Below are 26373 nucleotides of genomic sequence, written 5' to 3'. Positions count from 1 at the left end.
GTCAGAGTTAGTCCGGAGTCATTTCATGCGTTTCACGATCAAGGCGAAACTCGCCGGCGGCTTCGCCGTGGTCCTGGTCCTGGCCGGCGTCGCCGGCGGGGTCGGGTACCAGAAGCTGACGGCGGCCGACGATGCGATGAAGTTCGTCGTCAGCCGCTCCGAAGTCCAGACGCACGTGCTCGACGCGAAGGCCAACGCCATCCGCGGGATCTCGAACACGCGCGCGGCCGTCATCAGTGCGGACGACGCCCAGATGGCCGATTTCAGCAAGCGCGCGGCGGACAACCGGGCCGATGCCCTCGCCGCCCTGGCGAAGGCGAAGACCTACATCAACTCCGAGGAGGGCAAGCGGCTCTTCGAGGACCTGTCCGACAAGTACGACAAGCAGCGGGCGCTGGGCACCAAGGTGGTGGAGCTCACCCGGCTCAACTCGAATGCCCGGACATGGTCGGAGATCAACACGACCGGGCGTCCCGCCACGGCCGCCTTGCGCGCCGAACTGGACGCGTTCGTCAACGGCCGGTCGGGCGAGGCGGGCGGCGACGAACTCGTGCGCGCCGCGGCGGCCTTCCAGATCCGCATGGAGCGGGCCTGGGGCCAGATGCAGTCGGCGACCGGCGCCACGAGCCTCGAGGCGTTGGAGCAGCGCGTGACCGCCACCAAGCAGGTGCGCGACGAGGTCTCGCGCGCCATGGACGACCTGCTGCGCGTGGGTGCCGCGCGTGGCTTGCCCGTCGAGGCGATCCGGCAGAAGTACAACGCCTGGACCGCCTCGTTCCAGAAGGCGCTCGCGACCGTCGAGACCGGGGCGAGCGTCCGGGCCGCGGACCTCGCCTCAGGCGAGTACGCCGTGTCGAGCACGACCGCGATCCGCGCCTTCGACGCCCTGGTCGAATTCCAGGGCAAGCGCATGACCGATGCGGTGGCGCGGGCCAAGGCGGAATCGAGCGAGGGCCAGACGATGCTGCTCGCCGTGCTGGCGGGTGCGCTGCTCCTCGGCCTCGCCATCGCGACCTGGCTCGCCGTCACGATTTCCCGTGGCCTGAGCCGCGCGGTGTCGCTCGCCGACGCGGTATCGATGGGCGATCTCAGCCAGACGGTCACGGTGACCTCCCGCGACGAGATCGGCGACCTGGTCATTGCCATGAACCGCATGACCGCCAACCTGAACGCGACCGCCGGCCTCGCCGACGCGATCGCCGGCGGCGACCTGACCGTCGAGGCAAAGCCCCTGTCCGACAAGGACCGGATGGGTCTCGCCCTCCAGACCATGCTGGCGCGCCTGCGCGCCGTCGTGGCGGACGCCTCCGCGGCGGCGAGCAACGTCTCGGCGGGGAGCCAGGAACTGTCGGCCTCGGCCGAGCAGCTCTCCCAGGGCTCGACCGAGCAGGCCGCCTCCACCGAGGAAGCCTCCGCCTCGATGGAGGAGATGGCCGCCAACGTGAAGCAGAACGCCGAGAATGCCGGCCAGACCGAGGCCATCGCCCGCCAATCGGCGCGCGATGCCGAGGCCAGCGGCGTCGCGGTGGGTCGCGCCGTCGAGGCGATGCAGACCATCGCCCAGAAGATCACCATCGTGCAGGAAATCGCCCGCCAGACCGACCTGCTGGCGCTGAACGCCGCCGTCGAGGCGGCGAGAGCCGGCGAGCACGGGCGCGGCTTTGCCGTGGTGGCGAGCGAGGTGCGGAAGCTCGCCGAGCGTAGCCAGGCGGCGGCGGCCGAGATCGGCACGCTGTCGATCGACACGGTCAAGGCGGCGCAAGCGGCCGGCGACATGCTGGGCCGGCTGGTTCCGGACATCAAGAAGACGGCGGCTTTGGTCGAGGAAATCTCGGCGGCGTGCCGGGAGCAGGATGTCGGGTCGGGCCAGATCAACCAGGCGATCCAGCAGCTCGACAAGGTGACGCAGCAGAACGCATCCGCCTCCGAGCAGGTCTCGGCGACCTCCGAGGAGCTGGCGGCGCAGGCCGAGACCTTGCAGGCCACGATCGCCTATTTCCGGATCGGCGAGGATGCGGCCCCGGCGGCCCATGCGCGGCCGGTCGACGGGGCGGTGTCGCAGTTGCGGGCCACCGCGGCGCGGATGGCGGCCTCCTCGGCGGCGGTCAAGTCGCCCCGTATGGCGGCCAAGCGCGGGCCCGCAGCTCGCCCGGCGGCCCGGCCCACGGCCGGCGGGGGCGGCTTCGCCTTCGACATGAGCCAAGGCAACCTGGGCGAGGGCGACGAGCGCGACGCCGACTTCACCCGCGTCGCCTGACGCGGACATCCCCGATCCCGCGCGAGATCGACGCTCGCGTGGATTTCCTCAACTCCGATAGACTCGCGAAAAGAGCGCACACCGATGCGGTTCACGATCAAAGCGAAGCTCGGGATCGCCTTCGGGGCGATCCTCCTCCTCCTCGGGGGCGCCGGCACCCTGGCGGTATCGAGCCTGAGCCAGTCCAACGACCGGATGCAGGCCTTCGCGGCCCGGCCGTTCTCCCAGGTCCAGCGGGTGCTGCGCATCGAGGCGATGTCCTTCGATGCCGCCCGCATGTTCGCCCGCTCGATGCTCGAGCCGACGACCCCCGCCCGCGAGAAGCTGTTCGCCGATTTCAAGGCGAACGACGCCAAGCTCCAGGGCATTCTGAGGGACTACACCGACCTCGTGCCGGTGGAGGAGCGCGCCCGGGTCCAGCCCTTGCGCGATAACTGGGCCAAGCTGACCGACGCCGTGACCAAGGGCATGGAATTCGCGGTCCAGAACGGCAACAACACCGCCAACACCATCGCGACCGGCGAGCAGCTCGCGGCGTATACCGCGGTGATGGGGCGCCTCGACGACATCAAGGCGCGGCCCGACCTCTCGGCCGAGGACCGCACCCTGATCGGCGCCGTCGAAGCCAAGATGTTCCGCCTGCGCGGCGAGATCTACCGCGAGATCGTGATCACCGACGACGCCCTGCTCGCCAAGATCGCCGGAGAGTTCGGCGACACCCAGAAGGCCCTGTGGCGCGACCTCGCCAAGCTCGGCGAGGCCGGACGGACTGCGGGCTACGCCGAGGCCGTCGGCGCCCTCTCCGCCGCCGTGAAGGCCTGGGAACCCTCGGCCGAGAAGGTCTTCGCCTTCGGGCTCGGCAATACCGACGCCAAGGCCCTGCGCTTCTACGTCGGTCCGTTCACGGATGCCCGCCGGGCGGTCCTCGAAGAGGTGGGCAAGCTGCGCGGCTACGAGGAGAGCGTGGCCAACGGCTTCGTGCGCGATACGCAATCGGCCTACGAGACGACCCGCACGATCCTGGTCGGTGTCGTGATCGGCGCAGTGCTCCTCGGCCTCGCCATGGCGTTGTGGCTGGCGCTCTCGATCTCCCGCGGCCTGTCCAAGGCGGTCTCCGCCGCCCAGAACGTCGCGGCCGGCGACCTGACCAAGGACGTGGTCCCGACGGGACGCGACGAGGTGACGGACCTGCTGCGGGCGATCCAGGCGATGAACCTGAAGCTGCGCGAGGTCGTCGGACAGGTGGTGTCGGCGGCGAGCAACGTCTCGGCGGGGAGCCAGGAACTGTCGGCCTCGGCCGAGCAGCTCTCCCAGGGCTCGACCGAGCAGGCCGCCTCCACCGAGGAAGCCTCCGCCTCGATGGAGGAGATGGCCGCCAACGTGAAGCAGAACGCCGAGAATGCCGGCCAGACCGAGGCCATCGCCCGCCAATCGGCGCGCGATGCCGAGGCCAGCGGCGTCGCGGTGGGTCGCGCCGTCGAGGCGATGCAGACCATCGCCCAGAAGATCACCATCGTGCAGGAAATCGCCCGCCAGACCGACCTGCTGGCGCTGAACGCCGCCGTCGAGGCGGCGAGAGCCGGCGAGCACGGACGGGGCTTTGCCGTGGTGGCGAGCGAGGTGAGGAAGCTCGCCGAGCGCAGCCAGGCGGCGGCGGCCGAGATCGGCACGCTGTCGATCGACACGGTCAAGGCGGCGCAACAGGCCGGCGACATGCTGGGGCGGCTGGTGCCGGACATCAAGAAGACGGCGGCGTTGGTCGAGGAGATCTCGGCGGCCTGCCGCGAGCAGGATGTCGGCTCGGGCCAGATCAACCAGGCGATCCAGCAGCTCGACAAGGTGACGCAGCAGAACGCGTCCGCCTCCGAGCAGGTCTCGGCGACCTCCGAGGAGCTGGCGGCGCAGGCCGAGACCTTGCAGGCCACGATCGCCTATTTCCGGATCGGCGAGGACGCGGCCCCGGCGGCCCATGCGCGGCCGGTCGACGGGGCGGTGTCGCAGTTGCGGGCCACCGCGGCGCGGATGGCGGCCCCCTCGGCGGTGGTCAAGTCGCCCCGTATGGCGGCCAAGCGCGGGCCCGCATCTCGCCCGGCGGCCCGGCCCACGGCCGGCGCGAACGGCTTCGCCTTCGACATGACCGGGGCCGAGGACATTCGCGACCAGGACTTCAAGCGCGCCTAACGGTAACGATCATCGGCCGGCGAGTTGCCATCGGCTCGCCGGCTTCCGAAGCTCTCTCGCCAATCTGAACCCATTCTGTGAAAGAGTGCCATGTCTCTCTTCGTGGGAATCAAGAAATCCTCGAGAACGCGGGTCGCCGTGGAGGAAATCAATCGGCTGAGTCAGGCGATCGCAGACGGCAACCTGTCTGCCCGGGCCAATCCGGACGTGGCGACCGGACGTGCCAGGGACGTCCTGGCCGCCGTCAACCGGCTGCTCGAAAACGCGACGCGTCCGGCGATCTCGCTCGGCGAGAGCATCGGCCGCATGTCGTCGGAGCACGAGACGGGCGACATCGACGTCACCCTGCCGGTCGACCGGTTCAACGGTGACGTCGCCGTGATGGCGCAGAAGATCAACGGGATGGTGGCCGGCCACATCGCCGTGAAGAAGAAGGCCATGGCCTGCGTCAGGGCGCTGGGCGAAGGCGACTTCGACGCCCCTCTCGACCAATTCCCCGGCAAGAAGGCCTTCATCAACGACACGATCGAGACGCTGCGGGGCAACCTCAAGCGGCTGATCGCGGAAATGAACCGCATGTCGGCCGAGCACGACAAGGGCGACATCGACGTGTTCGTGTCGGCCGATCGGTTCAGCGGCGACTTCGCCGTGATGGCCCAGGGCATCAACGAGATGGTGGCCGGCCACATCGCCGTGAAGAAGAAGGCGATGGCCTGCGTCAAGGCATTCGGCGAAGGCGACTTCGACGCTCCCCTCGAACAGTTCCCCGGCAAGAAGGCCTTCATCAACGATACGATCGAGGCGCTCAGGACCAATCTCCGCTCGATCATCGCCGAGATCCAGAACCTGACCGCCGCATCCACCGCCGGAAGGCTCGGCGAACGCGGCAACGCCACCCGGCATGTCGGGGATTTCGCCAAGGTCGTGCTCGGCATCAACGGGATGCTCGATGCGATCATCCTGCCGATCATGGAGGGCAACCGCGTGCTGAGCCTCGTCAGCGCGGGCGACCTGACACAGCGCGTCGACATCGCCTGCGAAGGCGATCACCAGCGCATGAAGGACGCGGTCAATACGCTGGTCGACAGCCTGACGGCCTTCGCCGTCAGCGTCGCGGATGCCGCGAGCCGGGTCGCCGCCGGCAGCCAGGAACTGTCGGCCTCGGCCGAGCAGCTCTCCCAGGGCTCGACCGAGCAGGCCGCCTCCACCGAAGAGGCCTCCGCCTCGATGGAGGAGATGGCCGCCAACGTGAAGCAGAACGCCGAGAATGCCGGCCAGACCGAGGCCATCGCCCGCCAATCGGCGCGCGATGCCGAGGCCAGCGGCGTCGCGGTGGGTCGCGCCGTCGAGGCGATGCAGACCATCGCCCAGAAGATCACCATCGTGCAGGAAATCGCCCGCCAGACCGACCTGCTGGCGCTGAACGCCGCCGTCGAGGCGGCGAGAGCCGGCGAGCACGGACGGGGCTTTGCCGTGGTGGCGAGCGAGGTGAGGAAGCTCGCCGAGCGCAGCCAGGCGGCGGCGGCCGAGATCGGCACGCTGTCGATCGACACGGTCAAGGCGGCGCAACAGGCCGGCGACATGCTGGGGCGGCTGGTGCCGGACATCAAGAAGACGGCGGCGTTGGTGGAGGAGATTTCGGCGGCCTGCCGCGAGCAGGATGTCGGGTCGGGCCAGATCAACCAGGCGATCCAGCAGCTCGACAAGGTGACGCAGCAGAACGCGTCCGCCTCCGAGCAGGTCTCGGCGACCTCCGAGGAGCTGGCGGCGCAGGCCGAGACGCTGCAGGAGACGATCGCCTATTTCCGGATCGGCGAGGACGCGGCCCCGGCGGTCCATGGGCGGCCGGTCGACGGGGCGGTGTCGCAGTTGCGGGCCGCGGCACACCGGATGGCGGCCCCCTCGGCCGTCGTGCGATCGCCGAAGGCGCCGGCCAAGATGTCGGGGAAGATGCCCGCCAAGGCTCCGTCCAAGCCGGGTGCGCCCGCCCGCCCGGCCCGGAAGGCCATGGGCGGGGGCGGCTTTGCCTTCGACATGAGTGAGGGCGACGAGCACGACGCCGACTTCACCCGTCTCCCCTGACCGGGACGGGGGCTTGCGGGCGGGGCGCCGGCAAGCCCCGCCCACGAGGCTCCCGCGATCGTAAGTCCCGTGCCTCTCACCAAGCTCCCGAACGTCCGCCCTCCCCCGTCACGGGGGCCTGAGGCACGGCCGTCGGGAGCTTCGTGAGGTGCAACCGAGAGCCCCGGCACCGCCGGGCGCCCATCGATCACCCGTCGGACGTTTTTCGCGGTTCAGATCACGCCCCCGGGGCGGGATGCAGGCAAGCCGGAGTGCCAGGATGTCGAGTGTGTGGCAGTATCTGACCCTCGGTCTCGGGCGTGAGACCTTCGGGATCGACATCGAGAACGTCCAGGAGATCCTGGATTACCGCGTGCCCGCGTCCCTGCCGCAGGCGCCGGCCTTCCTCGTCGGAATGATCGACGTGCGCGGCCAGAGCTATCCGGTGGTCGACCTGCGCACCAAGCTCGGCCTGCCGCCGGAGGCGCCGACGCCCGCGACCCGGATCATCCTGCTCAACGTGCCGATGGAGGACCGGATCCTGCGGGTCGGCTTCGTCGCCGACCGGGTCTTCGAGGTGGCGGAGCTCGACCGCGCCGAGATGGAGGCCGCCCCCGAGGTCGGCGGGCGCTGGCGCTCGAGCTACATCGCCGGCATCGGCCGGCGCGGCGACGCCTTCGTGGTCGTGTTCGACCTCGCCCGGCTGATGGCGGGCGACGAGCCGGCCCTCGCCGGCCGGGCCCTGGCGGCCTGAGGACCGGCGCCCGCATGTCCTTCCAGCCCGCGTCTCTCCCTCTCACGTCGCAGCAGCTGAGCGAGCGGCATTTCCGGTCGATCGCCGAGGTCATCGAGGCACGCGTCGGCATCCAGCTGCCGTCCTCGAAGCGCACGATGGTCGAGGGGCGCCTGCGCAAGCGCGTGCGGGCGCTCCAGCTCGACAGCCTCGACGCCTATGCCCGCCACCTCTTCGACGAGGGGCGGCTCGCCGACGAGTTCGTGCACCTCGTCGACTGCGTGACCACCAACAAGACCGACTTCTTCCGCGAGCCGGCGCATTTCGACACCTTGCGCGACACGCTGGTGCCGCGGCTCTGCGCGCTGCCGGCCCATCGCGGCGACCGGCCGCTCCTGAAGATCTGGAGCTCGGCCGCCTCCACGGGGGCCGAGGCCTACACGCTCGCGATGGTCCTCCAGGAGATGATCGCGGCGGGCAACCGCTTCGACTACGCAATCCTCGGCACCGACATCTCGACGGAGGTCCTGCGCTCGGCCGCCGACGGAATCTATTCCGAGGAGATGCTCGCCGCCGTGCCGCCCGCCTTCCGGCGCCGCTACGTCATGGCGGCCCGCGACCCGGCCCGCCAGATCGGCCGGATCGTGCCCGAATTGCGCCGCCGGGTGCGCTTCCGCCGCCTCAACCTGATGGACGAGCGCTATTGCGTAGACCGCGACGTCGACGTCGTCTTCTGCCGCAACGTGCTGATCTACTTCGACCGTCCGACGCAGCGGGCGGTGCTCGAACGACTTTCCGGCCACCTTCGCCCGGGCGGCTACCTGGTCGTCGGCCATTCCGAATCCATGTCCGTCGCCGGCGTCCCGGGCCTGACCCAGGTGACGTCCACGGTCTTCCGCCGCTGAGGGAACGCCCATGCCCGCGACCGCCCCGATCCGCGTCCTCGTCGTCGACGATTCGGCCTCCGTCCGGCAGACGCTCTGCCAGATCCTCGCCACGGCCTCCGACATCGCGGTGGTGGGCACCGCCGCCGATCCGTTCGTGGCGGCACGCCGCATCCAGGAGGAGGTGCCCGACGTCATCATCCTCGACCTCGAGATGCCGCGCATGGACGGCCTCACCTTCCTGCGCAAGATCATGGCGCAGCGGCCGATCCCGGTGATCGTCTGCTCGACGCTGACGGAAGCCGGCTCGCGGATGCTGTTCGAGGTGCTGGAGGCGGGCGCCGTCGACGTGCTGCCCAAGCCCCGGGTCGATACGCGCCAGTTCCTGGTCGAATCCTCCGTGCGGGTCTGCGACGCCGTGCGGGCCGCCGCCCGCTCGCGCCTGCGCCCGCGGCGCGACGCCCGCCGGACCGTCGAGGCCAAGCTGTCGGCGGACGCGATCCTGCCGCCGCCGGTCCCGACCCGCCGGGTGACGGGCACCGAGCCGATCGTCTGCATCGGCGCCTCGACCGGCGGCACCGAGGCCCTGCGCGACGTGCTGGAATTGCTGCCGGCCTTGTCGCCCGGCATCGTGATCGTGCAGCACATGCCCGAGCACTTCACAGCCGCCTTCGCCCGCCGGCTCGACGGGCTCTGCGCCATCGCCGTCAAGGAGGCGGAGACCGGGGATGCGGTGCTGCCGGGCCGCGCCCTGATCGCGCCGGGCGGGCGGCACCTGCTGATCCAGCGGACCGGCGCGACCTACTCGGTCGCGGTCAAGGACGGTCCCCTCGTCTCGCGCCACCGCCCCTCCGTCGACGTGATGTTCCGGTCCGCGGCGCAGGCCGCCGGCGCCAACGCGCTGGGCATCCTGATGACCGGCATGGGCGACGACGGGGCGAACGGCCTCCTGGAGATGCGCCGCGCCGGTGCCCAGACGATCGCCCAGGACGAGGAGAGCTGCGTCGTGTTCGGGATGCCCAAGGAGGCGATCGAGCGGGGGGCTGCGGCCAAGGTGGTGCCTCTCGACCGCATCCACCTGGAGATCCAGCGATTCCACGCGGCGCAGCCCCTGAGCCGGAGCGCCTGAAGCGAGGTCGCGGGGGAGCGCGCCGTCTGGTACCGGATGCGACGACGCATCACTGGAGCCCCCCCCGCGATGGCCCGCATCCCCTACGCCGACACCACCCGGCCCGAGACGGCCCCCCTCGCCGATCGGATCGTCGCCGAGCGGGGCGAGATCCTGCATCTCTACGCGATGCTGCTGCACAGCCCACCGGTCGCCGAGGGCTGGCTCGCCTTCCTGACCGCGATCCGCCAGCGCTGCGAGTTGCCCGGCGACATCCGCGAACTGGTGATCGTGCAGGTCGCGCATCTGAACGGGGCCCGCTACGAGGCCGAGCAGCACGTGCCGATCGCGCTCCGCGAAGGGGTGACCCGGGCGCAGCTCGACGCCCTGCCGGATTGGGAACCCACCGCCGTGTTCGGCGAGCGCGAGCGCGCGGTCCTGGCCTATTGCGACGCGATGACCCGCACGATCCACGTCGAGCCCGCGGTCTTCTCGGCGCTGCGCGACCATTTCGACCCGCGGGCGATCGTCGAGCTCACCGCCACGATCGGCGCCTACAACATGGTGTCGCGGTTCCTCGAGGCGATCGGGATCGACTCCGCCGACGACAAGGGGGCGACCCGATGAGCCGCCGCATCGCCGTGATGGGCCTCGGCCAGATGGGCTGGCCGATCGCCCGCAACCTCGCCCGCAAGGGGGACGGCACCGAGACGTTTCTCGCGATCGATGCCGATCCGGCCCGGATCGCCGGCCTGTCGGAGCCGGGCATCACCGTCACGGCCGACCGGGAGGCGGTGGCAGGCACCGAGGTGCTGGTGCTCTGCCTGCCCGACGGCGACGTGGTCGAGAGCGCCCTGTTCGGCCCGGACGGTCTCGTTGCCCGCCTCGCGCCGGGAGCGATCGTGGTCGATCTCAGCACCATCGCGCATGGGCAGGCGGTGGCGATCGGCCGGGCGCTGGAATCGCGAGGCTTCCCGTTCCTCGACGCGCCGGTCTCCGGCGCGCCGGCCGGGGCCGAGGCCGCGACGCTCACGGTGATGTGCGGCGGTAGCCCTGAGACCTTCGCGGCGATGAAGCCGCTGCTCGAGCGCATCGGCACCCAGGTGCTGCATATGGGTCCGCTCGGCAGCGGCCAGCTCACCAAGACGATCAACAACGTGATCTACGACATCAACATCGCGGCGCTTGCCGAGGTGCTGCCGATGGCGGTGGCGATGGGCCTCGACCCGCAGCAATTGGCAGGCGTGGTGACGACCGGCACGAGCCGCAGCTACGCCTCGCAATACTTCGTGCCGCGGATCCTCAAGGGCGAGTTCGACGAGGGCTATCCGCTCGCCAAGGCGTACAAGGACCTCGTCAGCGCCGCCGAGGTCTCGGTCGGGCGCGGCTTTCCGCTCCCGGTGACGGCAGCGGCGACCGCAACCTACCAGATGGCGCTGCTCGCCGGCCACGGCGCCCGCGACAAGGGCGCGATGGTGCTGCCCTTCGAGGCGATGCTCGGCGTCAAGGTGCGAGCGCCCTCGGGGTGACGGTCCCGCGGACGGCCCAGAGCCGTTCTGAGCGCGTCTTCCCGATTTGATCCTTGCAAACGAAGGAACGTCCCACCCTCGCACCTCATCCTGAGGTGTTGGCGATCACAGATCGCACGCGATCGCAGAGCGACTGACCTCGAAGGAGGCCTCCAGAGATCACCGAGACATCTGGAGCCCTCCTTCGAGGCTCGCTGCCGCTCGCACCTCAGGATGAGGTGAGGGAATAGGATGCGCCGCCTTGTCCCAGGGCTTTGACTGACGATAAACTCAAACAAGCTCTCAGGTCGGCGACAGGACGTGGATCGCCCGGGAGACGATGTGGTCCTTGGTCTTCGCCCCATAAGCGGCCATGTGGGGCGCGGCCGCGTGCGCCATCAGGGCGTCGAGGCTGGCCCATTTCTCGATCACCACGAAGGTGTCCGGCCCGAACGGCGTCTGGAACGGACCGACGCCGTCGGTGTCGATCGCCGCGCCGTACTCGATGCAGCCCTCCTCGGCATGGACGGCGGGCACGTTGGCCCGGAAGGCTTCGAGCACCGTGTCGCGCTGGCCGGGCTTGGTCCGGATGATGGCGAGGACGTGGATCATGGGGTTTCCTCCTTGAGTGTCGTTGAGTGCGGTCACGCCGCCTCCCGCCCCGGCCGGACGGCCAGCCGCGACAGGCTCACCACGCTGGCGACGCCCGCGAAGGCGGCACCGAGCCCGAGCGCCAGGGCCGGGCCGTGCGCCGCCGCGATCGCGAAGCAGGCTGCCACCAGGGCCGCCCCGGTGGTCTGGCCGAGGAGCCGCGAGGTCGCCACGATGCCGCTCGCGCCGCCGGCCCGGGCCTGCGGCGCGCTCGTCATGATGGCGCGCAGGTTCGGCGCCTGGAAGAAGCCGAAGCCCGCCCCGCACAACGCCATCCGCCAGGTGAGGCTCAGGACGCTCGGCTCGGCCGGAAGCGCCGCCAGCGAGGCCATGCCGAGCGCCAGGATCGCCAGCCCGATGCCGCCGAGCAGGCCCGGCGGGTAGCGGTCCGAGAGGCGTCCGGCGATCGGCGCCATCACGGCGACGACCAGCGGCCAGGGCGTCATCAGGAAGCCGGTCTCGACCTGCGAGCGCCCGAGATCGTGCTGGAACAGGAACGGCAGCGACACGAAGGCGAGGCCTTGCGCGGCAAAGGAGCAGACCGAGGTCGCCGCCGAGAGCGTGAAGAGCGGGCGCCGGAACAGGTCGACGGCGAGCATCGGGGCCGGGTGGTCGGCCTGGCGGCGCAGCAGCAGGGTGCCGCAGGCGAGCGCGCCGCCGAACTCCGCCAGCACCCGCCAGAGCGGCCCGGCATGGGCCGCCTCGCCGAGGCCGAGGACGAACAGCGCGAAGGTGGCGGCGTTGAGGAGCGCGCCGATCCGGTCGAAGGCGTGGCCGGCTTGGGCTGTCTCCGGAAGGGCGCGGCGGGCGAGCGCCAGGGCCGCGAGGCCGATCGGCAGGTTGACGGCGAAGAGCCACGGCCAGGGCGCCGCCACCAGGATCAGCGAGGCCATCGTCGGCCCGAGGGCGAAGCCGACGCCGACCACGAAGGCGTTGAGGCCGAGGCCCCGCCCGAGCTCATGCGTCGGGTAGATGAAGCGGATCAGCGCGACGTTGACCGCCATCAGGGCGCTCGCCCCGACGCCCTGGAGCACGCGGGCGGCGACGAGCGCCGGCAGCGACCAGGCCAGCGCACAGACGAGCGAAGCCAGGGTGAACAGCGCGAGCCCCGCGAGATAGACCCGCCTCTGCCCGACGATCTCGCCCAAAGCCGCGATCGGCAGCAGCGTCGCCACCACGGCGAGCTGGTAGGCGTTCACGATCCAGACCGAATCCGCCGGATCGACGCCGAGATCGGCCGCGATGGTCGGGAGCGCGGTGTTGGCGATGGCGGTGTCGAGCGTGGCGAGAGCCACGCCGGCGAGCACCGCCGCCATCGCCTGCCGGCGTTGCGCCGGCGGCAGGCCTTCGCGGGCGGGCTTGGTCATGTCGGGGGCGGGAGGGGGCGGGGCAAGCTGTGACACCAGCCCTGGATGGGTCCCGGCGGCGGCGTTGGCAAGCGGTTCGGGGCGCAGATCAGCGTTGTCGATCGTCGGCTGCCTGTCTCGGATGATCCAGGACTGTTCGGGGACAGGAATGGCGCAGGTTTCCCCCTCCCCCCTCTGCGGGGGAGGGTGCCCCACGGAGTGGGGCGGGAGAGGGGAACCACTCTTCCGAATGAGGCGGAACCGTTCTGGAGGGCGCTACCTGGATCAGCGTCGCGCTGCCCCTCTCCCGGCCTGCTCCGCAGGCCACCCTCCCCCGCAGAGGGGGGAGGGGAAAACCTGTGTCCCTTCTTACTCCCACACAGCCTCCCAGGGAGCAGGCAGCACCGCCGTCCGCATGCCTGAGCATCGGGCAGGGCTTGCCCGCTATCCCGGCACCGAGAGGCTTGCATTCGGCATAAAAATCTCGCCACTATCACCTTCATGAGATTTTTCGATCACCTCGGCGGGTACGGTCAGCCGTGAGCGGCCCGCCCGACGGCGCCTCCGTCGCCCAGCGGATCGCCCGCAGCTTCCCGGCCTTGAGCCAGTCGCATCGCGAGGTGGCGCGCTACGTGCTCGATCATCCGCTGAAGGCCGCGACCCTGCCGGTCGCCGAGCTGGCGGAGCTGGTCGGGGTGTCGGTCGCCACCGCCAACCGCTTCGCCCGGGCGCTCGGCTACGAGGGCTATGCCCAGTTCCGCGCCGCCCTGGTGCTGGGCTTCGAGGGCGCGCTGGCGCCGGTGGAGAAGCTGCGTGGCGACCTGGAGCAGCCGGCCGACCCGGCCAGCGTCTTCGATGCGACCTTCGCGGCGATCGGGCGCAACCTGGAGGCGACGCGATCGAGCCTCGATGCCGGGGCCTGCGCGCGGGCGGTGGCGGCGATCCAGGCGGCGCGGCGGGTCTACATCGTCGGCTTCGGCAGCTCGTCCTGGCCGGCGGGCCTGCTCGCCCGCAACCTCGACCTCACCCGCCAGGACGTCCACCTGCTCGCCACGGTCGAGGGCCCGGCCTTCGCGGCGCGGGCCATGCGGCGGCTGACCGCGGACGACCTCGTGATCGTGCTCGCCACGCCGCGCTACTTCACCGACACGGTGCGGCTGGCGACGCAAGGCCGGGAGAGTGGCGCGACCGTGCTGGCGCTGACCGACGGGCCGCACTCGCCGATCGCCGCCCAGGCCACGATCACGCTGTGCGTGCGGACCGACAGCCGCTACTTCGCCGCCTCGGACGCCAGCCTCGCCGCTCTGGTCGAGGCCCTGTCGAGCGCCGTGGCGCATGCCTCGGGCAGCCTCGTCGCCGCGGCGACCCGCCTCACCGAATCGGTCCTGCCCTGGCTCGACGGCGATTATGCCGCCTGGCCGATCCGCGGCAGCGCCGTCCCCTCCCCCGACCCGGATCCCGAGCCATGACCGATCCCCGCCCCGTCCTCGTCATCCATGGCGGCGCCGGCACGATCGCGCGGCCGGAAGCCGGCAGCGACGGCGAGGCGCCCTATCATGCGGCGCTCACCGAGATCCTGGCCGCCGGCGAACGCTGCCTGCGCGAGGGCGGCAGCGCGCTCGATGCGGTCGCCATCGCGGTCGACCTCCTGGAGGAATGCCCCCTGTTCAATGCCGGGGTTGGTGCGGTCTTCACCAGCGCCGGCACCCACGAGCTCGACGCCGCGATCATGGACGGCGCCACCTTGCGCGCAGGTGCAGTCGCGGGCCTCGCGCGGGTGCGCCGGCCGGGCCGGGCGGCGCGGGCCGTGATGGAGGACGCCACCCACGTGCTGCTCGCCGGCGCAGGTGCCGAGGAATTCTGCCGCGCCCAAGGCCTCGAGATGGTCGAGCCCGGCTTCTTCTCGACCGAGGCGCGCCGCCGGCAGCTCGAGGCCGCGCAGGCCGGCGGGCGGGTCAGCCTCGACCACGACGAGACGGCCCCCCTCGACGAACGCCGGAAATTCGGCACCGTCGGCGCGGTGGCGCTCGACCGTCACGGCCACCTCGCGGCGCTGACCTCGACCGGCGGCATGACCAACAAGCGGCCGGGCCGCATCGGCGATTCGCCGCTGATCGGCGCCGGCACCTATGCCGACGACCGCAGCGCGGCGGTGTCCTGCACCGGGACCGGCGAGGTCTTCATCCGGGCGGCGGCGGCCTACGACGTCTGCGCCCGCATAGCCTATGGCGGGCTCGATCTCGACGCCGCGGCGCAAGCGACGGTCCGCGACGGGCTGACGCCGCTCGGCGGCCAGGGCGGCCTCATCGCGGTCGATGCGCGGGGCCGGGTCGCCATGCCGTTCAACACCGCGGGGATGTATCGCGGCCTCGTCCGGGCCGGCGACACGCCCACGACCGCCATCTTCTGAGTGCCGACCGTGCCCCCCTCCCCTCCCCCTGCTCCTTCGCTGATCCTGCCCGACCGACGCATCCTGTCGGTCTCGGACCTGACCGTGCGCTTCGCCACCTCCGAGCGGACGGTCGAGGCGGTGCGCGACCTGTCGTTCCACGTCGAGGCCGGGGAGACCCTGGCGATCGTCGGTGAATCGGGCTCGGGCAAGTCCGTCACCTCGCTGGCGCTGATGCGCCTCGTCGAGCATGGCGGCGGCAAGATCGCCACCGGGCGGATGCTGTTCCGGCGCCGCTCCGGCGCGATCCTCGACCTCGCCACCGCCTCGAACGCCGAGATGCGGGAGATGCGGGGCGCCGAGATCGCGATGATCTTCCAGGAGCCGATGACCTCGCTCAACCCGGTCTTCACCGCCGGCGAGCAGATCGCGGAATCGATCCGGGTGCACCAGGGCAAGGGCCATGCCGCGGCCCGGGCCGAGGCCCTGCGGATGCTCGACCTCGTGCGCATCCCGGAGGCCCGCAACGTCCTGACGCGGTTTCCCCACCAGCTCTCCGGCGGCATGCGCCAGCGGGTGATGATCGCGATGGCGCTCGCGTGCCGGCCGCAGCTCCTCATCGCCGACGAGCCGACGACGGCGCTCGACGTCACCATCCAGGCCCAGATCCTCGAGCTGATCCGCAGCCTCCAGAACGAGATGAAGATGGGCGTCGTCTTCATCACCCACGACATGGGGGTGGTGGCGGAGATCGCCGACCGGGTGCTGGTGATGTTCCGCGGCGACAAGGTCGAGGAGGGCCAGGCTCCCGCCCTCTTCGCACAGCCGCGCCACGCCTACACCCAGGCGCTGCTCGCCGCCGTGCCGCGGCTCGGCGCCATGGCGGGCAGCGACCTGCCGCGCAAGTTCGACCTCCTGCGGCCCGAGGCGGCCGAGGCCCCGGCGGCCGCGCCACCGGAGGACGGAGCCCAGGATACCCGCCGGCCCGGCCCCCCGATCCTGCGGGTGCGCGACCTCGTCACCCGGTTCGACATCCGCGGCGGCCTCCTCAACCGGGTGCGCCGGCGCGTCCACGCGGTCGAGCGGATCAGCTTCGATCTCCAGCCCGGCGAGACCCTGGCCCTCGTCGGAGAATCCGGCTGCGGCAAGTCGACGACCGGCCGCTCGCTGCTCCGCCTCGTCGAGAGCCAGAGCGGGCTGATCGAGTTTGCGGGCGAGAACATCCGCGACCTCGCCCCCAACAAGCTCCAGGCGCTGCGAAAGAACATCCAGTTCATCTTCCAGGACCCCTACGCCTCCCTCGATCCGCGCCTCACCGTCGGCTTCTCGATCATGGAGCCGCTGCTCGTGCACGGCACGCCCCGGCGCGAGGCCGAGGCGCGGGTGGCCTGGCTGCTGGAGCGGGTCGGCCTGACCCCGGCGCAAGGCGCGCGCTACCCGCATGAATTCTCCGGCGGCCAGCGCCAGCGCATCGCCATCGCGCGGGCGCTGGCGCTCAACCCGAAGGTGATCGTCGCCGACGAGGCGGTCTCGGCCCTCGACGTCTCGATCCAGGCCCAGATCGTCAACCTGATGCTCGACTTGCAGCGCGAGCTCGGCCTGTCCTACCTGTTCATCTCGCACGACATGGCGGTGGTGGAGCGGGTGAGCCACCGGGTCGCCGTGATGTTCCTCGGCCAGATCGTCGAGATCGGTCCGCGCCGGGCGATCTTCGAGAACCCGCAGCACCCCTACACGAAGAAGCTGATGGCGGCGGTCCCGGTCGCCGACCCGGAGCGGCGCCACGCCAAGACGCGCGGCCTCCTCACCGGCGAGATCCCGAGCCCGGTCCGGGCGCTGGGCGACGAGCCGGAGGTGGCGCCGCTGGTCGAGGTCGGTCCGGGCCACTGGACCGCCCGCCATACGGTCGGCGGCCTCGCGGCGTGAGACCGCGCGAGGTGAGCGACAGATTCCATCCCATCCGCAACCTCATCCTGAGGTGTTAGTCGATCGAAGATCGACTGACCTCGAAGGAGGGATCCAGAATTCTCAGTGATCTCTGGAGCCCTCCTTCGAGGCTCCTTTCAGTCGCACCTCAGGATGAGGTCGCGGCTGGGACGGAATTTTCCAGTCGCATCAAACAACATCCGAGACCTCAAGGAAGACGCCCCCAATGACCCGAGACACCCCCATGCTCCGCCACGCTCTCCTCGCCACCGGCCTGCTCTGCGGCCTCATCGCCCCGGCCTTGGCCGCCGGCGACCCGGTCCTCGTCATCGGCGTGCAACCCGAGACGCTCGACCCCTACAACACCAACACCACGCTCACGACTGCGGTCACCAAGTCGTTCTACGAAGGCCTGTTCGAGTTCGACAAGGATCTGAAGGTCAGGAACGTCCTGGCCGAGAGCTACGAGGTCACGCCCGACGGCCTCGTCTACACCTTCAAGCTGCGCGAGGGCGTGAAATTCCACGATGGTACGGCGTTCGACGCCAATGCCGTGAAGGCGAACCTCGAGCGGGTGCTGAACCCCGAGAATCGCCTGGCCCGCTTCAACCAGTTCAACCGGGTCAAGACCGTCGAGGTGGTCTCGCCCTATAGCGTCCGCATCACCCTCAAGGAGCCCTTCGGCCCCTTCATCAACTCGCTGGCGCATGCCTCCGCGGCGATGATCTCGCCGGCCGCGCTCCAGAAATGGGGCAAGGACATCGCCTTCCATCCCGTCGGCACCGGCCCGTTCACCTTCGTCGAGTGGAAGCAGACCGATTCGGTCAAGGGCGCCAAGTTCGCCGGTTACTGGCAGGCCGGCCTGCCGAAGGTCGACAGCATCACCTGGAAGCCGGTGCCGGAGAACGGCACCCGCGCGGCGATGCTCCAGACCGGCGAGGCCGATTTCGTCTCCCCGCTCCCCTATGAGCAGGCCAAGACGCTGTCTGAGAACAAGAAGCTGAAGGTCATCGCGCAGGATTCGATCATCGAGCGCTATGTCAGCATGAACATGCTGCAAAAGCCGTTCGACGACCTGCGCGTGCGCCAGGCGATCAACTACGCGATCAACAAGGAGGCGCTGGCCAAGGTGGCCTTCAACGGCTACGCGACGCCCGCCAAGGGGATCGTGCCGGCCGGCGTGCTCTATGCCCACCCGATGAGCGCCTGGCCCTACGACCCGGCCAAGGCGCGCCAGCTCCTGAAGGAGGCCGGCTACGCCAACGGCTTCGAGACCACCCTGTGGAGCGCCTACACCACCAGCACGGCGCAGAAGGCGATCCAGTTCGTCCAGCAGCAGCTCGCCCAGGTCGGCATCAAGGTGCAGACCCAGGCGCTCGAGCCCGGCCAGCGCGTCGAGTGGGTGCAGACCGCCCCCGATCCGAAGACCGCCCGCGTGCGGATGTACTATGCCGGCTGGTCGTCCTCGACCGGCGAGGCCGACTGGGCCCTGCGCCCGCTCTTCTCGACGGAAGCCTGGCCGCCGAAGCTCAACAACACCGCCTATTACAGCAACCAGGAGGTCGATGCCCTGATCGCCAAGGCGCTCGTCACGACGAGCGATAGCGAGAAGGCCGATCTCTACGCCAAGGCGCAGGAACTGATCTACAAGGATGCGCCCTGGGCGCCCCTCGTCATCGAGCAGAACGTGTACGCCACCTCCGCCCGCCTGTCCGGCGTGTACGTGATGCCGGACGGCAACATCGACAGCCGCGAGGCCGCGATCGCGCCGTAAGGCCATTCGGGGCGCCGCCGCGCGGCGCCCTCCCCTTCCCTTCCCATCCCCGGCGCCATGCTGACCTTCTTCCTCAAACGGCTCCTCGGCCTCCTGCCGACGCTCGCGATCGTCGCGGTGCTGGTCTTCCTGTTCGTCCACATGCTGCCGGGCGATCCGGCACGGCTCGCCGCCGGCCAGGATGCCGACCAGCAGACCGTGGAACTGGTGCGCGCCGAACTCGGCCTCGACCGCCCGCTCCCGGTCCAGTTCGCCCGCTACTTCCTGAACATGGGACAAGGCGATTTCGGCACCTCGATCCGCACGCGGCGCCCGGTTGCAACCGAGATCGGCGAGCGCTTCATGCCGACCCTGCTGCTCACGTTGACCAGCATGGCCTGGGCGGTCGCCTTCGGGCTCGTCATCGGCATCGTCTCGGCGGTCTACCGCAACGAATGGCCGGACCGGCTCGGGATGACGCTCGCCGTCTCCGGCATCTCGTTCCCGGCCTTCGCGCTGGGGATGCTGCTGATGCAGATCTTCTCCGTCGGCCTCGGCTGGCTGCCGACCGTCGGCGCCGGCTCGTGGCAGCATTACATCCTGCCCTCGCTCACCCTCGGGGCGGCGGTGGCCGCCGTGATGGCGCGCTTCACCCGCGCCTCCTTCGTCGAGGTCTTAGGCGAAGACTTCGTCCGCACCGCCCGCGCCAAGGGCCTCAAGGAGCGGGTCGTCATCGCCAAGCACTGCCTGCGCAATGCGCTGATTCCCGTCGTCACCATGATGGGCCTGCAATTCGGCTTCCTGCTCGGCGGCTCGATCGTCGTCGAGGCGGTGTTCAACTGGCCGGGCGTCGGCCGCCTCCTCGTCGATTCGGTCAACCAGCGCGACTATCCGGTGATCCAGGCCCTGGTGCTGATGTTCTCGCTCGAATTCATCCTGATCAACCTCGTCGTCGACCTGCTCTACGGGCTGATCAACCCGACCATCCGCTACAAGTGAGCCGGCCGTGACCCAAACCGCACTCACCGCCACGAAGGCCGTCGCCGCCGTGCCCACCGGCGTGCGCACCCCCTGGTCCGAGTTCTGGCGCAAGTTCCGCCGCCAGCCCGTCGCCGTCGTGGCCCTGGCCTTCGTGGTCCTGCTCGTCGTCGTGGCGATCCTGGCGCCGTGGATCGCCCCCTACGACGCGGAAAACTTCTTCGACTACGACCGGATCAACGAGGGGCCGTCCTTCGCACACTGGCTCGGGGTCGATCCCCTCGGGCGCGACATCCTGAGCCGCATCCTGCTCGGCGGGCGGATCTCGCTCGCCACCGGATTCCTGTCGGTGGCGATCGGCGGGCTCATCGGCACTGTGCTGGGGCTGCTCGCCGGCTATTACGAGGGCTGGTGGGACCGCCTCGTGATGCGCCTGTCCGACGTTCTGTTCGCTTTCCCGGGCATCCTGCTGGCCCTCGGGGTCGTCGCGATCCTCGGCAGCAGCCTCGTCAACGTCGTGGTGGCGGTGTCGGTCTTCAGCGTGCCGGCCTTCGCGCGGCTCGTTCGCGGCAACACGCTGGTGCTCAAGCGCGCGACCTATATCGAGGCCGCCCGCAGCATCGGCGCCTCGGACCGCACGATCCTCCTGCGCCACATCCTGCCCGGCACGGTCTCGTCGATCGTGGTCTACTTCACGATGCGCCTCGGCACCTCGATCATCACCGCGGCGAGCCTGTCCTTCCTCGGGATGGGGGCGCAGCCGCCGACGCCGGAATGGGGCGCGATGCTGAACGATGCCCGCGCCGACATGGTCTCCTCGCCCCACGTCGCGATCTTCCCGAGCCTGGCGATCTTCCTCACCGTGCTCGCCTTCAACCTCCTCGGCGACGGGTTGCGCGACGCCCTCGACCCCAAGCTCGACCGCGCATGACCGACGTCCCCCCGCGCATCGGCGCCCTGCCGAGCGGCCCGCGCGACGCGATCACCGATGTTGCCGGCGTGACCGTCGGCCATTGCACGCTCGCCGAGGGTGCGATCCAGACCGGCGTGACGGTGATCCGCCCGCATGCCGGCGACCTCTACCACGACCGGGTCCCGGCCGCGGCGGCGGTGCTGAACGGCTTCGGCAAGTCGATCGGCCTGATGCAACTGGAAGAACTCGGGCTGATCGAGACGCCGATCGCGCTCACCAACACCTTCGGGGTGCCGGCGGTCGCCGCCGCCCAGATCCGGGCGGCGCTCGCGGTCAATCCCGGCATCGGCCGCGAATTGCCGACCGTGAACCCGCTCGTCTTCGAGTGCAACGACGGCACCCTCAACGACATGGCCCGGATGGTCGTGGGCGAGGCGCATTATCGCCAGGCGCACGATTCCGCCGACGTCACGGTGGCGGAAGGCGCCGTGGGCGCCGGACGCGGCATGTCGTGCTTCGGGGTGAAGGGCGGCATCGGCACCGCCTCGCGGCAGGTCGAGGCGGGCGGGCGGGCCGTGACGGTCGGCACGCTGGTGCTGGCGAATTTCGGCCGGCCCGCGCAGTTGCGGTTCGGCGGCAGGGCAGTCGGGCCGGTCCTCGCGGAGCGGCTGGAGGATCCCGGGACGGTCGCCAAGCCGGAGAAGGGCTCGATCATCCTGACGATCGCCACCGACGCGCCCCTCGACGCGCGCCAGCTCCGGCGCCTGGCGCTCCGGGCGGGCGCGGGTCTCGCCCGCACCGGCTCGGTCTTCGGCCACGGCAGCGGCGACATCGCGCTCGCCTTCTCGACCGCCTACACGCTGCCGCAGGATCCCGGCACCCCGATGCCGGCGGTGGCGATGCTGCACGATGCCCATCTCGATCCGCTCTTCGAGGCGGTCGCCGACGGGATCGAGCAGGCGATCGTCAACGCCCTGTGGCGCGCCGAGACGGTGACCGGCCGCAACGGCCATACCCGCCCGGCCCTGACCGAGGTGCTGCCCGACTGGGCCGCCCTCCCCTCTCAGGCATTGCCATGAAGGTCCTGATCTCCACCGACATCGAGGGCGTCGCGGGCGTCGTGCATCCCGACCAGACCCGCCGGGGCGGACCCGATTACGAGCGGGCCCGACTCTGGATGGTGCAGGAGGCCAACGCGGCGATTGCCGGGGCCTTCGCGGCCGGAGCGGACGAGGTGTTCGTGAACGATTCGCACGGCGATTTCCGCAACATGCCGGCGGACCTCCTCGATCCCCGCGCGCGAGCGATCCAGGGCAAGCCGCGCCCGCTGGGCATGATGGCGGGAGTGGATCTCGGGATCGATGCGGTCGGCCTGATCGGCTACCATTCCCGCGCCCACGGCCGGGGCATCCTCGCCCACACCATCAACGGCTTCGCCTTCGCGGCGATCGCCCTCGACGGACAGGAACTGGGTGAGGCCGGGATCTACGGCGCGCTCGCCGGCGAGTTCGGCGTGCCGGTCGCGATGGCGAGCGGCGACGACGTGTTCATCGCCGAGAACCGGTCGCTGCTTCCCCAGACCGTCTTCGTCGAGACCAAGCGGGCGACCGGCTGCCACAGCGGCATCAGCCTTTCGCCGGAGGCGTCCTGTGCGGCGATCCGGGCCGGTGTGACGATGGCCTTGGGCCGACCCCTACCGCCGCCGTTCCGCATCCCCGGCCCGCTCGCGGTGACGGTGCGGGCCCAGACCCCGGCACTGGCCGATCTGTTCGGCCAATGGCCGGGACTCCAACGCCGCGACGGCAGCGCCGTGAGCTTCGAGGCCGGTAGTGTCGCGGAGGCGGTGCGGGTGATCAATGGGCTGTCAGCGATGTCGAGCTTTCTGCGCTGAACGTCCGTTCGACCTCATCGACAGTCTTCACATCCTCCTCGTCATTCCGTGGCCGCGACAGCGGAGCCCGGAATGACGCGGTGGGTTTGAGCTTCGTCGAGACCCTGCCCCGCGCCCCCCGCGCTTGAGCCTACCCCACCCCGCCGGCTATCCCGGCCCACAGGCGGGCAGAACCGATCCGCCGGAGGGTGGACGATGCTCAGACAAGCCCTGCTCGCCGGCGCGATGATCGCCGGCGCCACCGCCGCACCGGCCGAGCCGACGCCCCGCCGCGACGAGTTCTACTGGCTCGGCGAGATCAACAAGGCGAGCGCCGTCATCAACACCGAGCAGCACCTGCTCGACGCCGGCCTCGCGCCGCGGATCGCCAAGGGCCTCGACGCCGTGCTGAAGGCCGGCGACCAGCCCGGCGCCAAGCGTCCGACGCTCGTCATCACCTTCGAACCGCTGCTGATCGAGGCGGCGGGCGTCGAGGCGACCCTGCTCCATGCCGGCCGGTCGAGCCAGGACATGCTCTCGACCGTGCGGGCGGCGATCATCCGCGACGAGATGCTGCGGCTGGCCGACGCCCTGCGCCGGACCACCGCCACGATGGTGCGGCTGGCGCGCACCCACCGGGACACGGTGGTGCCGAACTACACCAACGGCGTTGCCGCCCAGGCCAACAGCTACGGCCACTATCTCCTCGGCCACGTCGCCGGGCTCGCCCGCGACGCCGAGCGGCTGCGGCAGGCCTTCACGCGGCTCGACCGCTCGCCGATGGGCACCACGGTGCTGAACGGGACGAGCTGGCCGCTCGACCGCGCCCGGATGGCGGCCTATCTCGGCTTCCCGGCGCTGGTCGACAACGCCTACGACGCAGCCCAGATCTCGGCGACCGAGATCCCCGTGGAGGTGGGCGCGGTGGCGACCGCGATCGCGCTCCATTGCGGCGCCTTCGTCGAGGACGTGATGACCCAGTACGCGCAGGCGCGTCCCTGGATCCTGCTGCGCGAGGGCGACGGCAATACCTACGTCTCCTCGGCGATGCCCCAGAAGCGCAATCCGGGCCTCCTCAACGACACCCGCGCCGAGGCTTCACGCGTCGTGTCGCTCGGGATCGGGCGGGCGATCCAGGCCCACAACATCCCGCCGGGGATGAGCGACGCCAAATCCGTCCGCGACAACGCCGCGGTGCTCGCGGGCGCGACCCGGATGCTCGACCTCTGGGACCGCGCGCTGAACGCCCTCGTCATCAGCCCCGAGCGGGCGCTCGAGGAGCTCAACAGCGACTGGACCGCCTCGCAGGAACTGGCCGACGTGCTGATGCGCCGCTACGGCCTGCCCTTCCGCGTCGGGCACCATTTCGCGTCGGAGATCGTCGACTACGCCCGCGCCCACGACGCCCATCCGAGCGATTTCCCCTATGCCGAGGCGCAGGCGCTCTACGAGCGCACCTTGCGGGAGATGAATCAGCCCGCCGCGCCCCTGCCGATGAGCGAGGCGGAGTTCCGCCAGACCCTCGACCCCGTGGCGATCGTGCGCGACCGCGCGACGAGCGGCGGGCCGCAACCGGCCGAGATGACCCGGATGCTCGATGCCGCCGACCGGACGGTGGCCGAGGAAGCGGCGTGGGTCACGGCCGAGCGCGGGCGGATCGACCGCGCCCTCACCTCGCTCGACGCGGATTTCGGCAAGCTCCTGGCGCAGGCGCCGCGCTGAGACGCATCGCCGGTCACGAGACCGCGCGTGGCCTCGTCAGCTCCGTCCCCTCCCCTTGACGACAGGCCGTGTCCAACTCGACAGTGGGCGAAGCGAGGACACCGCAGGGTGCGCCTCGCGACGAACGCCCACAAGGGCGACGGAAAAACACAACGGGAGGAGGCGGACATGCGAGTGCGCGGGATGACCGGAACGCGCCGTGCGGCCTTGATGCGTCGCAAGGTCTTGGCGGCGGCCCTCGTGGCGATGGGCCTGACCGGCGGGGCGGCCCAGGCGCAGGCCCTCAAGCAATACGATTCGAGCGGCAAGGCGTTCTGGAAGAACCCGCCGCCGGACTGGTTCCTCGGCGACGAGACCTCGGCGCAGAAGGGCCTGGCGCCGCCCGCCAACCCTGCCCTTCCGGCCTCGGACGAGGAACTGGCGGAGAACCTGAAGGCGGTGAAGCTGCCGGCGGGCTTCACGATCAGCGTCTATGCCAGCGGCGTGCCCGAGGCGCGGCAGATGGCGCTCAGTGACAAGGGTACCTTGTTCGTCGGCTCGTTCGGCGCGACCAACGTCTATGCCATCGTCGACCAGGGCGGCAAGAAGGTCGTCAAGACGATCCTCAAGGGCCTCAACATGCCCACCGGCCTCGCGTTTCGCGATGGCGCGCTCTACGTCGTTGCGATCGACAAGATCTATCGCTACGACAACATCGAGGCCAATCTCGACAAGCCGCCGGAGCCGGTCGTCGTCTACGACGACATGCCGTCCTACGTGGCGCATGGCTGGAAGTACCTGACCTTCGACAAGGACGGCTGGGTCTACGTGCCGTTCGGCCCGCCCTTCAACATCGGCAACCCGCCGAGCAGCGTGTCGCAGGTGCGGCGCGTCGACCTGAAGACCGGGGCGGCGGAGATCGTGGCGCTCGGCGTGCGCAACAGCGTCGGCGGCGACATCGATCCGCGCACCGGCCGCTACTGGTTCACCGAGAATGCCCGCGACTGGATGAGCGACGACATCCCGAGCGACAAGCTCAACATGATCTCGAAGGTCGTCGAGCATTTCGGCTATCCGTATTGCCACCAGGGCGACATGCCGGATCCGAAATTCGCCCAGGGCCGCACCTGCGCCGAGTTCACCCCGCCGGTGGCCAAGCTCGGGGCCCACGTCGCGCCGCTCGGCATGAAGTTCTATACCGGCTCGTCCTTCCCGGCCGAGTACAAGAACAACATCTTCATCGCCGAGCACGGCTCCTGGAACCGCCACAAGTACCAGGGCGGCCGCATCGAGCGGGTGGTGGTCGATCCGGACGGCAAGAACGCCAAGATGGAGACCTTCGCCTCCGGCTGGCTCAAGGGCGACCGCGACTATACCGGCCGGCCGGCCGACATCCTGGTGGCGCCGGACGGGTCGCTGCTGGTCGCCGACGACTGGGCCGGTGCGATCTATCGCATCGCCTACACCAAGTGAGCCGCGCGAAACCCCGCGCCTGCCCGCCGGCCCGGAGAACCTCCGGGCCGGCCCGCGCCGCGCTCGCCGCTCTGGGCCTGATCGCCTCGGCCGCGGTTCAGGCTGCCGAGGCGCCCGAGGTGGCGCAGGCCTGCCTCGCCTGCCACGGCGAGACCCTGGCCGAGGGCGCGCCGCCGATCGCCGGGCATTCCAGCAACTACATCCAGTTGCAGCTGGTGTTCTTCCGCGCCGGCCGGCGCAAGAACGAGATCATGCAGGGCGTGGCGGAGGGGCTGTCGGACAACGACATCCGGGCGCTCGGCAAGTACTTCGCCTCCCTCCCCTTCCCGGACACCAAGCCGCCCGCGGACACGCAACCCGACCTCACCAAGGCCGGCGCGACGGCGGCCCTCCAGCACCGCTGCGCCGCCTGCCACGGCGACGCCTATCTCGGCATCCAGGCCGCGCCCCGCATCGCCCGCCTGCCGGAAGGCTATCTCGCCAAGGCGCTCGGCGATTACCGGTCCAATACCCGCCCGAGCTCGGGCGGGGCGGCGATGACCGAGGTGGCGGGCTCGCTGTCGGATGCCGACATCAAGGCGCTGGCGCATTACCTGGCGGTCCTGCCGTGAAGCCTCGACCGGCACCGCCCGGTGTATGGA

At 70.4% G+C, this 26373-nt stretch carries 21 protein-coding genes; 19 read left to right on the top strand and 2 right to left on the bottom strand.

Going from position 1 to position 26373, the window contains the following annotated elements:
- The first annotated feature begins 25 nt into the window (after positions 1-25).
- From HBB12_RS18075 to HBB12_RS18040, 8 genes are all read left to right on the top strand, one after another.
- Positions 26-2257 (top strand): HAMP domain-containing methyl-accepting chemotaxis protein, encoded by a 2232-nt coding sequence (locus HBB12_RS18075; RefSeq protein ID WP_236990616.1) that lies wholly within the window; start codon positions 26-28, stop codon positions 2255-2257.
- Positions 2258-2341: 84 nt separating this feature from the next.
- Positions 2342-4438: a HAMP domain-containing methyl-accepting chemotaxis protein gene (locus tag HBB12_RS18070; protein WP_236990614.1), complete on the top strand. Its 2097-nt coding sequence runs from the start codon at positions 2342-2344 to the stop codon at positions 4436-4438.
- 90 nt (positions 4439-4528) lie between these two features.
- Positions 4529-6520: a methyl-accepting chemotaxis protein gene (locus tag HBB12_RS18065; protein WP_236990613.1), complete on the top strand. Its 1992-nt coding sequence runs from the start codon at positions 4529-4531 to the stop codon at positions 6518-6520.
- Between the two features lie 259 nt (positions 6521-6779).
- Positions 6780-7253: a chemotaxis protein CheW gene (locus tag HBB12_RS18060; protein WP_236990612.1), complete on the top strand. Its 474-nt coding sequence runs from the start codon at positions 6780-6782 to the stop codon at positions 7251-7253.
- Positions 7254-7267: 14 nt separating this feature from the next.
- On the top strand, positions 7268-8137 hold the full coding sequence (locus tag HBB12_RS18055; protein ID WP_236990611.1) for a CheR family methyltransferase: 870 nt from the start codon (positions 7268-7270) through the stop codon (positions 8135-8137).
- Positions 8138-8147: 10 nt separating this feature from the next.
- Positions 8148-9245, top strand: a complete 1098-nt coding sequence (gene cheB, locus HBB12_RS18050) for a protein-glutamate methylesterase/protein-glutamine glutaminase (protein ID WP_236990610.1) — start codon at positions 8148-8150, stop codon at positions 9243-9245.
- 69 nt (positions 9246-9314) lie between these two features.
- Positions 9315-9851 (top strand): carboxymuconolactone decarboxylase family protein, encoded by a 537-nt coding sequence (locus tag HBB12_RS18045; RefSeq protein WP_236990609.1) that lies wholly within the window; start codon positions 9315-9317, stop codon positions 9849-9851.
- Positions 9848-10753, top strand: coding sequence for an NAD(P)-dependent oxidoreductase (locus HBB12_RS18040; RefSeq protein WP_236990608.1), 906 nt, complete (start codon positions 9848-9850; stop codon positions 10751-10753). Before HBB12_RS18045 ends, HBB12_RS18040 begins: the two co-directional genes overlap by 4 nt.
- 282 nt (positions 10754-11035) lie before the next feature.
- On the opposite strand, the gene HBB12_RS18035 is transcribed toward HBB12_RS18040, so the two are convergent.
- Together HBB12_RS18035 and HBB12_RS18030 are read right to left on the bottom strand one after the other, a co-directional pair.
- A complete protein-coding gene (locus HBB12_RS18035; protein ID WP_236990607.1) occupies positions 11036-11344 on the bottom strand; it encodes a putative quinol monooxygenase in 309 nt (102 codons plus the stop codon).
- A 32-nt stretch (positions 11345-11376) separates the two neighbouring features.
- A complete protein-coding gene (locus tag HBB12_RS18030; RefSeq protein WP_236992823.1) occupies positions 11377-12750 on the bottom strand; it encodes an MFS transporter in 1374 nt (457 codons plus the stop codon).
- 518 nt (positions 12751-13268) lie between these two features.
- On the opposite strand from HBB12_RS18030, the gene HBB12_RS18025 reads away from it, so the two are divergent.
- The 11 genes from HBB12_RS18025 (at position 13269) to HBB12_RS17975 (ending at position 26343) form a co-directional block, all read left to right on the top strand.
- The gene (locus HBB12_RS18025; protein WP_236990606.1) at positions 13269-14198 is read left to right on the top strand and encodes a MurR/RpiR family transcriptional regulator; all 930 of its coding nucleotides are present in this window, start codon (positions 13269-13271) and stop codon (positions 14196-14198) included.
- The gene (locus HBB12_RS18020; RefSeq protein WP_236990605.1) at positions 14195-15139 is read left to right on the top strand and encodes an isoaspartyl peptidase/L-asparaginase family protein; all 945 of its coding nucleotides are present in this window, start codon (positions 14195-14197) and stop codon (positions 15137-15139) included. The genes HBB12_RS18025 and HBB12_RS18020 overlap by 4 nt, the downstream gene beginning before the upstream one ends.
- Positions 15140-15148: 9 nt before the next feature.
- Positions 15149-17044: a dipeptide ABC transporter ATP-binding protein gene (locus HBB12_RS18015; protein ID WP_236990604.1), complete on the top strand. Its 1896-nt coding sequence runs from the start codon at positions 15149-15151 to the stop codon at positions 17042-17044.
- Between the two features lie 244 nt (positions 17045-17288).
- Positions 17289-18818, top strand: coding sequence for a glutathione ABC transporter substrate-binding protein GsiB (gene gsiB / locus HBB12_RS18010; RefSeq protein WP_236990603.1), 1530 nt, complete (start codon positions 17289-17291; stop codon positions 18816-18818).
- A gap of 57 nt (positions 18819-18875) precedes the next feature.
- Complete coding sequence (gsiC, locus tag HBB12_RS18005; RefSeq protein ID WP_236990602.1) at positions 18876-19796, top strand: glutathione ABC transporter permease GsiC; 921 nt, start codon at positions 18876-18878, stop codon at positions 19794-19796.
- 7 nt (positions 19797-19803) lie between these two features.
- Complete coding sequence (gene gsiD, locus HBB12_RS18000; protein ID WP_236990601.1) at positions 19804-20706, top strand: glutathione ABC transporter permease GsiD; 903 nt, start codon at positions 19804-19806, stop codon at positions 20704-20706.
- The gene (locus HBB12_RS17995) at positions 20703-21767 is read left to right on the top strand and encodes a DmpA family aminopeptidase (RefSeq protein ID WP_236990600.1); all 1065 of its coding nucleotides are present in this window, start codon (positions 20703-20705) and stop codon (positions 21765-21767) included. The genes gsiD and HBB12_RS17995 overlap by 4 nt, the downstream gene beginning before the upstream one ends.
- Entirely contained in the window at positions 21764-22579 is an 816-nt protein-coding gene (locus HBB12_RS17990) for a M55 family metallopeptidase (protein ID WP_236990599.1), read from the top strand. The genes HBB12_RS17995 and HBB12_RS17990 overlap by 4 nt, the downstream gene beginning before the upstream one ends.
- A 195-nt stretch (positions 22580-22774) precedes the next feature.
- Positions 22775-24280 (top strand): argininosuccinate lyase, encoded by a 1506-nt coding sequence (locus HBB12_RS17985; RefSeq protein WP_236990598.1) that lies wholly within the window; start codon positions 22775-22777, stop codon positions 24278-24280.
- A 246-nt stretch (positions 24281-24526) separates the two neighbouring features.
- Positions 24527-25732 (top strand): PQQ-dependent sugar dehydrogenase, encoded by a 1206-nt coding sequence (locus HBB12_RS17980; RefSeq protein ID WP_236992822.1) that lies wholly within the window; start codon positions 24527-24529, stop codon positions 25730-25732.
- Positions 25729-26343, top strand: coding sequence for a c-type cytochrome (locus HBB12_RS17975; protein WP_236990597.1), 615 nt, complete (start codon positions 25729-25731; stop codon positions 26341-26343). The genes HBB12_RS17980 and HBB12_RS17975 overlap by 4 nt, the downstream gene beginning before the upstream one ends.
- Positions 26344-26373 lie beyond the last annotated feature (30 nt).

It is taken from the genome of Methylobacterium sp. SyP6R, from assembly GCF_019216885.1.
Taxonomy (GTDB): Bacteria; Pseudomonadota; Alphaproteobacteria; order Rhizobiales; family Beijerinckiaceae; genus Methylobacterium.
This window is presented reverse-complemented; position numbering and strand designations above follow the sequence as displayed.